General features: G+C 50.8%; 10 protein-coding genes. 8 read left to right on the top strand and 2 right to left on the bottom strand.

Going from position 1 to position 14706, the window contains the following annotated elements; all coding sequences use genetic code 11:
• Positions 1 to 16: 16 nt before the first annotated feature.
• The 3 genes from carB (at position 17) to V5J35_RS08435 (ending at position 4703) form a co-directional block, all read left to right on the top strand.
• Positions 17 to 3238, top strand: coding sequence for a carbamoyl-phosphate synthase large subunit (gene carB, locus V5J35_RS08445; RefSeq protein WP_354010826.1), 3222 nt, complete (start codon positions 17 to 19; stop codon positions 3236 to 3238).
• Positions 3235 to 3711: a transcription elongation factor GreA gene (greA, locus tag V5J35_RS08440; protein WP_034878353.1), complete on the top strand. Its 477-nt coding sequence runs from the start codon at positions 3235 to 3237 to the stop codon at positions 3709 to 3711. Before carB ends, greA begins: the two co-directional genes overlap by 4 nt.
• Before the next feature lie 167 nt (positions 3712 to 3878).
• Positions 3879 to 4703, top strand: coding sequence for a class I SAM-dependent methyltransferase (locus tag V5J35_RS08435; protein ID WP_354010825.1), 825 nt, complete (start codon positions 3879 to 3881; stop codon positions 4701 to 4703).
• A 38-nt stretch (positions 4704 to 4741) separates the two neighbouring features.
• On the opposite strand, the gene V5J35_RS08430 is transcribed toward V5J35_RS08435, so the two are convergent.
• Complete coding sequence (locus V5J35_RS08430) at positions 4742 to 6169, bottom strand: carbon starvation CstA family protein (protein ID WP_354010824.1); 1428 nt, start codon at positions 6167 to 6169, stop codon at positions 4742 to 4744.
• A gap of 487 nt (positions 6170 to 6656) precedes the next feature.
• Here V5J35_RS08430 and V5J35_RS08425 point away from each other — a divergent pair, with 487 nt between their 5' ends.
• Complete coding sequence (locus V5J35_RS08425) at positions 6657 to 8714, top strand: MGH1-like glycoside hydrolase domain-containing protein (RefSeq protein ID WP_354016315.1); 2058 nt, start codon at positions 6657 to 6659, stop codon at positions 8712 to 8714.
• A gap of 102 nt (positions 8715 to 8816) precedes the next feature.
• Here the strand turns inward: V5J35_RS08425 and yhbY are convergent, their stop codons facing one another.
• Positions 8817 to 9122 (bottom strand): ribosome assembly RNA-binding protein YhbY, encoded by a 306-nt coding sequence (yhbY, locus tag V5J35_RS08420; protein WP_354010822.1) that lies wholly within the window; start codon positions 9120 to 9122, stop codon positions 8817 to 8819.
• Positions 9123 to 9419: 297 nt separating this feature from the next.
• On the opposite strand from yhbY, the gene rlmE reads away from it, so the two are divergent.
• From rlmE to glmM, 4 genes are all read left to right on the top strand, one after another.
• Positions 9420 to 10064: a 23S rRNA (uridine(2552)-2'-O)-methyltransferase RlmE gene (rlmE, locus tag V5J35_RS08415; RefSeq protein WP_354010821.1), complete on the top strand. Its 645-nt coding sequence runs from the start codon at positions 9420 to 9422 to the stop codon at positions 10062 to 10064.
• 203 nt (positions 10065 to 10267) lie between these two features.
• A complete protein-coding gene (gene ftsH, locus V5J35_RS08410) occupies positions 10268 to 12247 on the top strand; it encodes an ATP-dependent zinc metalloprotease FtsH (RefSeq protein WP_354010820.1) in 1980 nt (659 codons plus the stop codon).
• A gap of 92 nt (positions 12248 to 12339) precedes the next feature.
• Positions 12340 to 13188, top strand: coding sequence for a dihydropteroate synthase (folP, locus tag V5J35_RS08405; protein ID WP_354010819.1), 849 nt, complete (start codon positions 12340 to 12342; stop codon positions 13186 to 13188).
• A 65-nt stretch (positions 13189 to 13253) separates the two neighbouring features.
• Positions 13254 to 14591 carry a phosphoglucosamine mutase gene (gene glmM, locus V5J35_RS08400; protein ID WP_354010818.1) on the top strand — a complete coding sequence of 446 codons (1338 nt, stop codon included), beginning with the start codon at positions 13254 to 13256 and terminating at the stop codon, positions 14589 to 14591.
• The last annotated feature ends 115 nt before the right edge of the window (positions 14592 to 14706 follow it).

Raw genomic sequence — 14706 nt, 5'->3', positions numbered from 1 at the left:
AGTTACGAGAGCGACGATGCCGAAACGTACTGATATTGAAAGCATCCTTATTCTGGGAGCCGGCCCCATCATCATTGGTCAGGCTTGCGAATTTGACTATTCCGGTGCCCAGGCCTGTAAAGCGCTGAAAGAAGAAGGCTACCGTGTCATTCTGGTGAACTCCAACCCGGCGACCATTATGACCGACCCGGTGATGGCTGATGCGACCTACATCGAGCCAATTCGCTGGGAAACGGTTGAGAAAATTATTGCCAAGGAGCGTCCGGATGCCATTCTGCCGACCATGGGTGGTCAGACTGCTCTGAACTGTGCGCTGGACCTGTTCCACAAGGGCATTCTGGACAAGTATGACGTTCAGATGATCGGTGCCAGCCGTGATGCCATCGACAAGGCTGAAGACCGTGAGATGTTCGACAAGGCGATGAAGAGCATCGGCCTGGAGACACCTCGTGCCGGTATTGCTCACACTATGGATGAAGCCTGGGGCGTACAGGAAGAAGTGGGCTTCCCGTGTATCATCCGTCCGTCCTTCACCATGGGTGGCAGCGGTGGTGGTATCGCCTACAACCGTGATGAGTTTGAAGAAATCTGTAAGCGTGGTCTGGACCTGTCTCCGACCAACGAGCTGCTGATCGACGAATCCCTGATCGGCTGGAAAGAATACGAAATGGAAGTGGTGCGTGATCGCAACGATAACTGCATCATCGTCTGCTCCATTGAAAACTTCGACCCAATGGGTGTTCACACGGGTGACTCCATTACGGTTGCGCCAGCGCAGACGCTGACTGATAAGGAATATCAGATCATGCGTAACGCTTCCATTGCGGTACTGCGTGAGATCGGTGTTGAGACAGGTGGTTCTAACGTACAGTTTGGTATCTGTCCAGATACTGGCCGTATGGTCGTGATCGAAATGAACCCGCGTGTATCCCGATCTTCCGCTCTGGCTTCCAAGGCGACCGGTTTCCCGATTGCGAAAGTAGCGGCCAAGCTGGCGGTGGGTTACACCCTGGACGAACTGCAGAACGAAATCACCGGCGGTGTGGTTCCGGCTTCCTTCGAGCCAGCCATCGACTATGTCGTGACCAAGATTCCTCGTTTTGCTTTCGAGAAATTCCCACAGGCTGACGACCGTCTGACCACTCAGATGAAGTCGGTGGGTGAGGTAATGGCCATAGGTCGTACATTCCAGGAATCCATGCAGAAAGCCCTGCGTGGCCTGGAAACCGGCGCTAACGGTTTTGATCCGATCATTGATGTGACCGCTGAAGGTGCGCTGGATCGCATCAAGTCAGAACTGGTGACTCCGAAAGCTGATCGTCCTTACTACGTGGCTGACGCTTTCCGTGCAGGTATGAGCGTTGAGTCCGTGTTCGAACAGTGCATGATCGACCCGTGGTTCCTGGTTCAGATCGAAGATCTGGTGCGTGAAGAAGATAAGCTGCAGGGTACTTCCCTGAAGGATATCTCAGCAGACCAGATGTTCCGCCTGAAGCGCAAGGGTTTCAGCGATGCCCGCCTGGCAGAACTGCTGAACGTTGCTGAAGGTGAAGTACGCAGTCATCGTCGTGTGCTGGATATAAAGCCTGTCTACAAGCGTGTTGACACCTGTGCGGCAGAGTTTGCTTCCACGACAGCGTACATGTACTCCACGTACGAAGAAGAGTGTGAAGCCGAACCGTCTTCCCGTGAGAAGATCATGGTGATCGGTGGTGGCCCTAACCGTATCGGTCAGGGTATCGAGTTTGACTACTGCTGTGTACACGCAGCGATGGCGGCTCGCGAAGATGGTTACGAGACCATTATGGTCAACTGTAACCCGGAAACCGTTTCTACCGACTACGATACATCCGACCGTCTGTACTTTGAGCCAATCACTCTGGAAGACGTGCTGGCGATTATCGATGTTGAAAAGCCAAAAGGCGTTATCGTTCAGTACGGTGGTCAGACACCTCTGAAGCTGGCGCGCGCGCTGGAGCGTGAAGGTGTGCCAATCATCGGCACCAGCCCTGAAGCCATTGACCGTGCGGAAGACCGTGAGCGTTTTCAGGAAATGATCCAGAAGCTGAAGCTGGTTCAGCCTCAGAACGCTACCGTTCGCAGTGTTGAAGAAGCGGTAACGAAAGCAGAAGAAATCGGCTATCCGCTGGTTGTGCGTCCATCCTACGTTCTGGGTGGTCGGGCCATGGAAATTGTTGCCGGTGAAGACGAGCTGCGTCGTTATATGTCTTCTGCGGTGAAAGTCTCCAACGACAGCCCGGTACTGCTGGACTTCTTCCTGAACCGTGCGGTAGAAGTGGACGTGGACGCTGTGTGCGATGGTAAGCACGTAGTGATCGGCGCGATCATGCAGCACATCGAGCAGGCGGGTATTCACTCCGGTGACTCCGGCTGTTCCCTGCCTCCGTACTCCCTGAGCCCGCGTGTGCAGAATGCGATCCGTGAACAGGTTCGTGATATGGCGATCGAGCTGGGCGTTATCGGTCTGATGAACGTACAGCTGGCGATTCAGGACGACCTGATTTATGTGATTGAAGTTAACCCTCGTGCGTCCCGTACAGTGCCGTTTGTGTCCAAGTGTATTGGTCACTCACTGGCGAAAGTTGCAGCACGCGTTATGATGGGTAAGACTCTGGAAGAGCTGAACTTCACCAGGGAGATTATTCCTCCGTACTTCTGTGTGAAAGAGGCGATTTTCCCATTCAACAAGTTCCCTGGTGTTGACCCGATTCTCGGCCCTGAGATGAAGTCTACCGGTGAAGTGATGGGTGTTGGTCAGTCCTTCCCGGAAGCCTATTATAAGGCGCAGCTGGCTGAGAATATGTCTCTGCCAAAAGGTGGCAAGGTGATCATCAGTGTCCGTGACCTGGATAAACCAGCGGTTCCGGCACTGGCGCGCCTGTTGATGGATACTGGCTTTGAGTTGGTCGCTACCAGCGGTACTGCCCGTGTGATTGAGGAAGCCGGTTTGCCGGTGACTTACACCCGCAAGGTGATGGAAGGTCGTCCTAACCTGGTGGACAGCATCGTTAATGGTGATATAGCCTTTGTGGTAAATACTACAGAGGGTCGTCAGGCGATAGCGGATTCGTATAAAATCCGTCGCTCTTCTCTGACCAACAAGGTTCTGTACACCACCACTATGGCAGGCGCAGAAGCTATTGCCCGGGCCATCGCTTTTGGTTCGGAAAAGACAGTCAGACGACTTCAGGATCTGCACGAAGGTAAGACTGGATGAATCGATACCCAATGACGGTAGAGGGTGAAAAAGCCCTCCGCGAAGAACTGGCACAACTGAAAGGTGTTGAGCGGCCTCGTGTTTCTCAGGCAATTGCGGAAGCAAGAGAGCTGGGTGACCTGAAAGAGAACGCTGAATACCACGCTGCCCGTGAGCAGCAGGGTCTGATGGAAGCCCGCATCAATGATATTGAAGCGAAGCTCTCGAATGCGGTGATCATTGATGTCAGCACGCTGACGCAGAATGGCAAGGTTGTATTTGGTGTCACAGTCGCTCTGGTGAATCTGGATGATGACAGTGAAGTGGAATACAAAATTGTTGGTGATGATGAAGCGGATATCAAAGCCAGCCGAATCTCCATCAACTCGCCCATCGCCCGCGCCCTGGTGGGTAAGGAAGAGGGGGATGTTGTGGTGGTGAGTACGCCGTCAGGTTCTATCGAGTATGAGATTGATGAGGTGAAGTACATCTGATGATGTATTGATCGGTTGATCTTGAAGAAAGCCGCGCTCTGAAAAGAAGCGCGGCTTTTTTGTGCCTGTTTTTTTACCTGCGCCTGGCTAAATCAATCACGCCGGACTATTTCTGATAAGCCGACTAACCTGTCCTGACCAGTATCCGCAAAAACAAGGCAAACACTGTGAACCCAGAATTCGGGCAGTCAGTCATTCAGCCAGCGCCTTTCTCTGAAGCGCGTTACGCTGAAACCTTCAATCTTCTTGTCAGGGTGTCTCGTGAATATGAGCCAATGAAAAGGGCTTTGGTTCGTGTCATTAATGAGCGCTGCCCTGAATCGTTCTCCCTTCTTGATATAGGGGCTGGTCGCGGGATTTTTATCAGCGATGTTTTGTCTGAAACTGGTTTGCGACCAGACCGGTATGGTGCTTATGAGCCTAATGCTGAGCATTTTCAGGCGCTTCAGACAAAAGTAGAAGGCTTGTCAGGTCGGCAGCTTTTACGGCTTGAGCCTTTCACTTTGAAGACAGAGCTGAAGCCCGAGTGGAATATAATTCTCATGTCGCATTCGCTCTATTGGATGCAGCCTTTGGGTGAGCATGTCAAGGCTGCATTGGCTGGCCTCAAGCCCGGTGGGGTGCTGGTAATTTTTCTTCAGCCGCCAGCGGGTTTTTATCTGCTTCAGAATGACTTTATAGAACTGATGGCGCCCCGGGAGAACGGTTTAAATACGCATGTCAGTACTCTGGAGTTGATGTCTGATTTGCGTGAGCTGAATATTAATGCGGTTGAAGAGCTGTTGCCGGGCTATCTGGATTTCTCAGAGCTTTGGGGAGAAGATCAGGCGTTGCTTGATATGGGGTGTTTTATTTTTGGGGGCGAGCTTAGAGGGCTGTCTGATTCTGTTCAGAAGAGAGTGTTGCAGCATATTCGAGCCAATACACTTCAGCTTGGACAGCTTAAACTCTTTAACCAGCCAACCGGTATGGTTCTGGTGTCTCATCAATAAAAGTTCGTGCGAAGCGCCTGCTTCGCACGAACTCAGTATCAGGCTGCAGAGCCTGCGACAGCATTGCTCTTGTTTTTCACCAGGAAGGCGATCATGGCAGCAATGGCTGCGGTAATTCCGATCGGGTAGGAAATGGCCGCAGACAGTGACAGCCCTTCAGGAGCCATCAGGATGTAGGTGGTGCAGACTGCGGTCATAAACATGGCTGGCAGGGATACAAACCAGTGGCCTTTGTCGCGGCTCACCATATAGGCGGCAGATGCCCACAGTACGATGGTCGCCAGTGTTTGGTTGGAGAACGCGAAGTAACGCCAGATAATGTTGAAATCTACAAAGGTCAGGGCGAAGCCAACAGCAAATACCGGAATAGCCAGCTTCAGACGATTTGCCTTGCTGGACTGTTCAATGCCAATGGCATCAGCAATGATCAGGCGTACACTGCGGAATGCGGTGTCACCGGAAGTTACCGGACAGGCAATAACCCCCAGCACTGCGAGCAGGCCACCAACGGTACCCATCAGGCCAACGGATACTTCCTTCACAACCAGACCCGCACCGCCCTGAGACAGTACTGCGTTCAAGCCTTCCAGGCCGTTCGGGAAGAAGGACATGGCAGCAGCGGCCCAGATCAGGGCAACCACACCTTCGGCAATCATCGCGCCAAAGAAAATTGGACGACCCTGGGTTTCATTCTGGGTGCAGCGAGCCATCAAGGGGGATTGTGTTGCATGGAAGCCACTGATAGCGCCACAGGCAATGGTCGTGAACAGCATTGGGAAAATCGGCAGGCCGCCGGGGTGGTTCAGGTCAGCACCGATTTCGGGAACCGGCAGTCCGCTGATAATGGTCATGCCGCCCACGCCGAATGCCATGATTAGCAGGGCTGCGCCAAACAATGGGTAGATTTTGGCGATGATTTTGTCGACAGGCAGAACAGTGGCGACAAAGTAATAGCAGAGAATGATGCCCAGCCAGAAGCTGGTGTTGGCGAGAATGCCTTCACCGCCGAGGTTTGCCAGCAGTCCTGCTGGCCCCATCATAAAGACGACGCCGACCAGTATTAGCAGAATGACAGAAAAGCCGCGCATAAACTTGCGGGCAGGCTCGCCAAGGTAATGACCGACCACTTCAGGAACTGATTTGCCCTGGTGGCGGATGGACAGCATGCCGGAGAAGTAATCGTGAACGGCACCGGCAAAGATGCAGCCAAATACAATCCACAGGAAAGCGGCTGGGCCATACAGGGCGCCCATGATGGCACCAAAGATCGGTCCCAGGCCTGCAATGTTCAGGAATTGGATAAGAAAAATTTTGTACCAGGGGAGGGGGACGAAGTCGACGCCGTCTTCCAGTTCAACGGCAGGAGTCTTGCGATCAGGCTCGATACCAAACCAGCGCTCAACAAGTTTGCCGTAGATGAAGTAACCTCCAATCAGTACGGCGAGCGATATCAAAAAGCTTGTCATGAGACATCCTCCGATGTCGTTTTTTTAGTGTTGCTTTTCTGGTGAAGGCAGAAAAAGCCTGCCTGCCCCTGAAGCGTAAAAAAGTGGGTAGTTGCGCGAATCATAAACAGCTCTGGAGAGTAAAAAGTTGATCGAAAGCAATTTTGCTGAAGAAATCTTTACATTGCAGGGAAAACCCTGATGAGGCTCATACTTAATAGTTTTGATGTTATTTTTTTATCCGGGGGAGTTGACGGAAGGCATTATTTTTCAGGCGCTCTGGCGCTAGCATGACTGGTTTTAGTTTTGTTTGAAAAAGTGTTGAGTCAGCAGATTTATATTGAGGACGCTATTGTTGCTGACTAAATGCTTACAGACTTGGCAGTATATTGCTTTGTTTTTACAGGCAATGTGATCATCGCGGCTGTTCTTTTAGTGATTCTTTTGGCGTTTTTGAGTTTTAAACCTATTCTGAATCCGGCAGTAAGCAACCAGCGGATTTTTGTTTATGCCTCCTTTAATCGAAAAAGTACGATCGCAGCTTTTTTTTTTGCAACGGCTTTCGGAACGTTCGTCGCAACGACTGTGGTGCGTATCGATAATACTGCTTCTTCTGTCATCACGGGCTTATGCAGATTTCAGGGCGTATTGGGTAGGCAACAACGAAACATTTATTGCCCCGTCTCCGGAGTGTGGGACCAGGTTTGACATTACAACGTTCTTGCCAGCAGACTCCACTACGGACAGGCTTAAGCTGCTGCCAAAAATACACCTGCCAGCAGAAAAGCAGTGGCAACTCTTAAATCAATATGCCTGGAAGGCCTTTGTTAATAACATACAGCCAAAGTCAGATAAGTCGGAAAGCATCGCTTTTGTTTCTCCAAGGGTCAGTGCCCAGTTTTCAAAAAACGAATTTTTCTGGGATCAGGCTTTTATCAGTCTTGGTTTTGGCCTTTATGGTCACAGGGCATTCAATACGCTTGGCGGTTTAAACTGTTTCTACAAACAGCAGCGCACTGACGGCTTTATTCCCAGGGAAATTGCGCCCAATGGCAGTGAAGTACGTTTTTTTCCGGGAGTATCGATTCGTTTTAAGGTTGATCAACCTTATGCGTTATATAAAAACGGTCAATCAATTACTGGTCTGGACCTGGATGAGAAGCATAAAGTTTTTATTCAGGATCCATCGCAGTGGGATACTTATAAAAGATACAGGGACTCGTTGCTTGAAGCGCAGTCAAAAATCATAGAGGCTTACGGCAGGGAGAACAATAGCAACCCCCCGCTGGCGGCTCATGCAGAATGGCGACATTTTCTTGTAAGCCAAAACCAGAGCAGGCTGAGCGCAGTGTATGATGTGCTGGCAGCGCATACCACGTGGCTGGAAAATAATCGAAAAATTAAAACTGGCAAGCTTGCCGGGTTGTTCAGGCAGGGGGCGATGGGGTCAGGTATGGATAACTTGCCATCTACATTCACGCGGCGGAATGGGGCGGGGGTTGTCCAGATGAATATCTGGGACGTGTTCCCTAAGTGGCTGTTTGATACTCACGCAACAGCGGAAACTCGGAAGCAAAGTCTCGCTTTATTTGATATTTCAGCCCAGATGAAGCTGCATTACGATGCGATGGCCGATATATCTGAAATGCTGGATAAAAAAGAAGAGCAGGAGTCTTACCGGGAAAAAGCTGACACGTTAAAAGCCAGAATCAATGAGTGTCTGTGGGATAAAAGAGCCGGCTTCTATTTTAACGCCTTTGGAAGCTGTCAGGGCAAATCCAGGGAATATGCTCTGTCTGCTTACTGGGGACTGTATGCAGAAATTGCCAGTCCTGAGCAGGCCGGAAGAATGCTGAAATACCTGAAAGATAAAAACTATTTTGATACCCCCATGCCTTTCCCGGCACTGGCGAAGTCAGACCCGAAATTTTTTGAGCAGGGTGATTACTGGCGGGGAGGGGTCTGGCCACCACTTGTTTATATGACGCTGAAGGGGCTTATGAGGTATGCGAAAACTGTTCCTGAAGCCTGGTCTGTAGCGGTCAGTGCCAGTGAAAAATACCTGACACTTCTTGCTGAAACCATGTTTCAGCCCTCAGAAGATGGAGAGTTGCAAGTGTGTAATAAAAAACCTGATGGCACCCTTGATGCCTGTGCTGTACCCGGAGTAGAAAAAAGGATTTATGAGTACAACAGTCCGACAACCGGTGGTCCCGGATTAAGAAGGGATACCAGCGGTAAAGATGCAGAGGCCAGAGATAATTTTGTTGGTTGGGGAGGTCTTGGGCCTGTTGGCGTTATGCAGGAAGTGGCTGTAGGGCTGGATGTGCGCAAAAGTGAGCTTGTGTGGCACTTGCATCGTACCGATGAGCATGGCATTAAAAATCTGTTTATTGGCTCGCAGTCGTTAAATGTTACGGTGGCGGAGCGAGTTAAGGGACAACTGAGTCGGGATCATATTGTTATTGAAGGTGTGTTGCCAGCTGACTCTCTTATTCGTCAGCTTCGGGTTATTCCCAAAGGGGATCCCGAAAATACGATAGTCATTCCTCTGACTGCACAATAGATCGGGCCGGCATTGCTATTGAGCGTAAGCGTATTAAGAAACGGTCAATAGCAAACCGGCATATCGTTGATCACCCGGGTGATTCAGTTCGGCACAAAGAGTTTAAAAACTTTTCACATTGGAAAGGTTTGGCTTGGCGTCCTTGTTTTCCTTGTAGATCAGGGCGATGTTGCCAATAGTTTGCACCAGCTCACACTGAGTTTGTTCGACCAGTGCGTTAATCATTGCTTTTTTAACGTCGCGGTCACCCACTGCGAACTTTACCTTGATCAGCTCGTGATCGTTCAGGGCTCGCAGTGTCTCTTCTACAACGCCATCGGTCATACCTTTGCCGGCGACCATTACAACAGGCTTGAGCTTGTGGCCCAGGGAACGGAAATGTTTTTTTCTATCAGTGGATAGACTCATGATTGCACAATCCTGAGGCTGAACAATACAATGGCCGGATTGCAATACAGCCATAGCAATCAGGCTTTCTTTTGAAGGGGATTTTCCAGCACTATAGTCAGCTCTAATAGGGGGCTACCTGAAAATTGCAGGTGTGCCTCGTACAGAGACCTATATTGCCAGAGTGAAAAGTTCATTATTCTACATTCTCGCTCGTGGCTTAGCGAGTTCGTTATTTGTACTGGTGTGTGGTTTGACCGTTAAATCCTGCGCCGGTTCCTCATTATCCCTGTTTTAAGGTAAATCCTAAGGTAAATCATGACCCGATCCAAAAGTACCAGCTCCTCACGCTCCAAGAGCAGTAAGCGTTGGTTGCAGGAACATTTTGATGATCAATATGTAAAACGCTCCCAGGAGGACGGTTGGCGCTCTCGTGCCAGTTATAAGCTGCTGGAAATTCATGAGAAAGATAAGCTGTTTCGTCCCGGCATGAGGGTTGTCGATCTGGGGGCTGCGCCCGGCGGCTGGACCCAGGTGGCTGCTGAAATTATTGGCGACTCCGGACGTATTGTTGCTTCAGATATTCTGCCAATGGACCCGATTGCCGGTGCCACCTTTGTTCAGGGCGACTTTACAGAAGACCGCGTACTGGAAGAGATCCTTGAGGCGATCGGTTCTGACGAGGTAGACCTTGTAATTTCCGATATGGCCCCCAATATGAGTGGAGCACAGTCTATAGATCAGCCTAAAGCGATGTATCTGGTGGAATTGGCGCTTGATCTGGCCAGACAGGTGTTACGTAAGAACGGTGTATTCCTTGCTAAGGTGTTTCAGGGTGAAGGCTTTGAGGAGTATCTGAAGGATTTGCGTTCTTCTTTTACCAAAGTGATTACCCGTAAACCTGATGCGTCAAGGGCTCGTTCCCGGGAGGTTTATCTGCTGGCAAAAGGCTTTAAAGGTTGAAAGTTAAGCGTTTTGTAAGGACGTGTAATTACTTTTTTCTATTGCCTATATAGATTGTTGATGACTGTCGCCTGAACGTCCAATCGTGTATTGTTACAGGTGCAGATTAACTAAATAAAGAGAGCAGAGCCGGTACACATGCCCAAACCGACCGACTATCCCAGGCTTCAGTACGTTCACGAGAGGGTAGCCCTTTGAATGATATGGCGAAAAATTTAATTCTCTGGGTCATCATCGCTCTGGTGCTGTTGACCGTGTTCAAAAACTTCGATGGTATGCAGACAACCACGCAGAAGGTCAATTATTCTGACTTTATCAGCATGGTTGAAAACCGGCAGGTCAGTAAGGTAGTGATCGACGGTTATACCATTAACGGCGTTCTTAACAGCAGTGAGCGCTTTGAAACCAACCTGCCTCCGGCAGTGCCTGATAATCAGCTGATGGACGAGCTGCTGCGTGGCAACGTGCAGATTGAATCCAAGCCTATTGAAAAGCAGAGTATCTGGACTCAGTTGCTGGTCGCCAGCTTCCCGATTCTGGTGATTCTGGCAGTCTTTATGTTCTTTATGCGCCAGATGCAGGGCGGTGGAGGCGGCAAAGGCGGCCCCATGAGCTTCGGCAAGAGCAAGGCGCGCCTGTTGTCGGAAGACCAGATCAAAACCACCTTTGCGGATGTGGCGGGTGTAGAAGAGGCTAAGGAAGACGTGCAGGAGCTGGTGGACTTCCTGAAAGACCCTGGCAAGTTCCAGCGTCTGGGCGGCCGCATTCCTCGTGGTGTCCTGATGGTAGGTCCTCCGGGTACGGGTAAAACGCTGCTGGCAAAAGCTATTGCCGGTGAAGCAAAGGTTCCGTTCTTTACCATCTCCGGTTCTGACTTTGTAGAAATGTTTGTGGGTGTGGGTGCGTCCCGTGTTCGCGATATGTTCGAGCAGGCCAAAAAGCAGGCACCGTGCATTATCTTTATTGATGAGATTGATGCGGTAGGCCGCCACCGTGGTGCTGGTATGGGCGGTGGTCACGATGAGCGTGAGCAAACCCTGAACCAGTTGCTGGTTGAAATGGATGGTTTTGAAGCAAACGACGGTATTATTGTAATTGCTGCCACTAACCGTCCTGATGTGCTTGACCCTGCACTGCTTCGTCCTGGTCGTTTTGACCGTCAGGTGGTTGTGGGTCTGCCGGATATTCGTGGTCGTGAACAGATTCTGAAAGTACACATGCGTAAAGTGCCTGTAGCTGACGATGTTGATGCGGCGGTGATTGCCCGTGGTACGCCTGGCTTCTCCGGTGCGGATCTGTCCAATCTGGTGAATGAAGCGGCGTTGTTCTCTGCCCGTGCTGATAAACGCATGGTAGGTCAGCATGAGTTTGATCTGGCAAAAGACAAAATCATGATGGGTGCCGAGCGCAAGTCCATGGTGATGAGCGACAAGGAAAAGAGCAACACGGCTTACCATGAAGCAGGTCATGCTATTGTCGGTCGTCTGGTGCCAGACCATGATCCTGTTTACAAGGTGTCCATCATTCCTCGTGGTCGCGCGCTGGGTGTAACCATGTTCCTGCCAGAGGAAGACCGTTACAGTCAGAGCAAACAGGCGCTTATGAGTCAGATTTGCTCGCTGTTTGGTGGTCGTATCGCTGAAGAAATGACCCTGGGTGCTGACGGTGTGACGACAGGTGCTTCAAACGACATTCAGCGAGCCACTCAGATTGCCCGCAGTATGGTGACCAAGTGGGGCTTGTCTGAAAAGCTTGGGCCGCTGATGTACGACGAAGACGAAGGTGAAGTCTTCCTCGGCAAGAGCTACGGCAGTGGCGGTGGTGGTTCTAACGTTTCAGGCGAAACGGCCAGGCTGATTGATCAGGAAGTTCGTAGCGTTATTGATGAGTGCTACACCCGTGCAGCGACGATTCTGGAAGAAAATCGCGACAAACTGGACATGATGGCAGACGCCCTGATGCAGTACGAAACCATCGACAGCGATCAGATCGACGACATCATGGAAGGCAAGACGCCTCGCCCACCAAAAGATTCCAGTGATAAAGGCGCTGGCGGTGAAGGCGGTGAAAAGGTTGAAGCGCCTGAAGATCAACCTGAGGCAAAAGTCCCGGAAGCTGATGATAACGCTGACGAGGATAAGAAGGATGACACCATTGGTGGTCCGGCAAACCATCAGGCTTAATTAATTCGGTCTATGATAACGGGCAGGTTTTCCTGCCCGTTTTTTTTCGTTAACCGTTTTGGTTCTTCTAAGGTGACTTTTTCGTGGTAGCTATGACTAAGCTGAATTGCGCTGGCCGAATCCTTGATTTCAACCGTACCCGGATCATGGGTATTCTTAATGTTACCCCGGACTCTTTTTATTCAGGTAGTCGCTACCAGGATATGGATACTATCCTGCGTGTCGCTGACGCCATGGTGAACGACGGCGTTGATATATTTGATGTTGGTGGTGAGTCTACCCGGCCCGGCGCTGACGGAGAAGGAGTTGCCTGTGAGATGGAGCTGGAACGAGTACTTCCGGTTGTGGAAGCTCTGAATGCCCGGTTTGATAAGGTGGTTTCAGTGGACACCAGCTCTGCATTGGTGATGACTGAAACCGCTAAAGTCGGTGCTGGCATTATAAATGATGTACGTGCGTTGCATCGGGAAGGTGCTTTACAGGCAGCGGCGCAAACCGGTCTTCCGGTGGTGTTGATGCACTCGCTGGTTGATCAGCCTGAACCGGGGTTTGTTCCCTGTTATGAGAATGTAGCCAGTGAGGTCTGTCAGTATTTGTTGAACCGGGTGTCTGATTGTGAGGCAGCCGGTATTCAGAGGGATCGAATTATTCTTGATCCGGGTTTTGGTGGTGGCATGTTTGGCAAAACCCCGAAGCAGAATCTCAGCTTGCTGAAGCATATGGACGGACTCGCGGAGTCAGGTTTTCCTGTTCTGGCTGGTCTTTCCCGTAAGTCATTTATGCAGGTGCAGCTTGATAAACCGGCTGCTGATCTGTTGTCCGGCAGTCTGGCGGTGGCGCTGATGGCTGTTCAGGCTGGAGCGCGCATCATCCGGGTACATGATGTTGCCGAAACCAGGGATGTTGTGACTATGCTCGAAGCGGTTCAGCAGGCAGAGTAAAGTTTTCAGAGATCGCTGGCTGCTTTCGGGCCGGTGATTCAACCTCGTTACGTAAGGTATTACAAATGGGTCGCAAGTTTTTTGGAACGGATGGAATTCGTGGTCGTGTTGGCGAGTTTCCCATTAATCCTGAATTTGTCCTGAAGCTGGGCTGGGCTGCCGGTAAGGTGCTGGCAGCGGAAGGTGAAGGTCAGGTTCTGATTGGTAAGGATACCCGGATTTCCGGTTATATGTTTGAATCAGCCCTGGAGGCAGGCTTGTCTGCGGCAGGCATCGATGTGTGTCTGACGGGGCCTATGCCGACACCAGCCATTGCGTATCTCACCAGAACCTTTAATGGTCAGGCAGGTATCGTCATCAGTGCCTCGCATAATCCATTTTACGACAATGGTATTAAGTTTTTCTCGGGAAATGGTACCAAGCTGTCCGATGAGGTAGAGGAGAAGATTGAAGCCCTGCTGGAAGGTGACATAGACGTTGTGCCTTCTGAAAGGCTTGGCAAGGTGACGCGACTGGACGATGCGGCTGGTCGTTATATCGAGTACTGCAAGGCAAGTACGTCTCATCAGCTCGACCTGAGAGGTTTGAAGCTTGTGATTGACGCCGGACACGGTGCAACCTATCAGGTGGGGCCTTCTGTTTTCCGGGAGCTGGGTGCTGAAGTGCATGCCATTGGTGTTTCACCGGACGGTGTTAATATCAATAAAAACGCAGGCTCCACCAAGCCGGAAGGTCTGTCTCAGGTGGTGCAGGAGCTGGGTGTTGATATGGGTATCGCTTTTGATGGCGATGGTGACCGTGTGATCATGGTAGACGACAAAGGTGATATTGTTGACGGTGATGAGCTGCTCTACATTATTGCCCGTGACCGCCAGGCGCATGGTGAGCTGAAGGGTGGAGTGGTTGGCACTCTGATGACCAATCTCGGCATGGAGAAGGCTCTGCAGAAAGCAGGTATTGAATTTGATCGTGCCAAAGTGGGTGATCGTTACGTTAACGAAATGATGATGGAAAAAGGCTGGGAGATTGGTGGTGAATCTTCTGGTCATGTTATCTGTCACAACGTTTCTACAACGGGTGATGGCATTGTGTCAGCCCTGCAGGTTTTGAAAGCAGTGGTTCGTTCCGGTAAAACGCTTTCAGAATTGCGCTCTGAAATGAGCAAGTACCCACAAACTATGATTAATGTCCGGGTCAAGGTGAAGGCGGATACAGATCAGGTTCCTGCTATCGTTGAAGCCGTTAAACAGTCAGAGGCTGAGCTGGCAGACAAAGGACGGGTGTTGCTGCGTCCCTCCGGTACTGAGCCTGTGATTCGGGTCATGGTTGAAGGTGAAGATGCCGCTCAGGTGCGCCATCAGGCCGAGAAGTTGGCAAAAGTCGTTGAGTCGGCAATGGTCTGAACCCGCTTCGGGGTATCGGGTTCTGGTTGTCCTGCAGGGTGCCGGAAGATGTCTGTAAAAACACAGGATTGATGTTGTTTTGTGATGCGACAGGTTTTCTTCTGGTGCTTGCTGT

Origin of the sequence: Endozoicomonas sp. NE40 (genome assembly GCF_040549045.1) — a bacterium.
Taxonomy (GTDB): domain Bacteria; phylum Pseudomonadota; class Gammaproteobacteria; order Pseudomonadales; family Endozoicomonadaceae; genus Endozoicomonas_A; species Endozoicomonas_A lisbonensis.
Note: the sequence above shows the minus strand (reverse complement) of the source record. Positions and strands in the feature narration are given on the sequence as shown.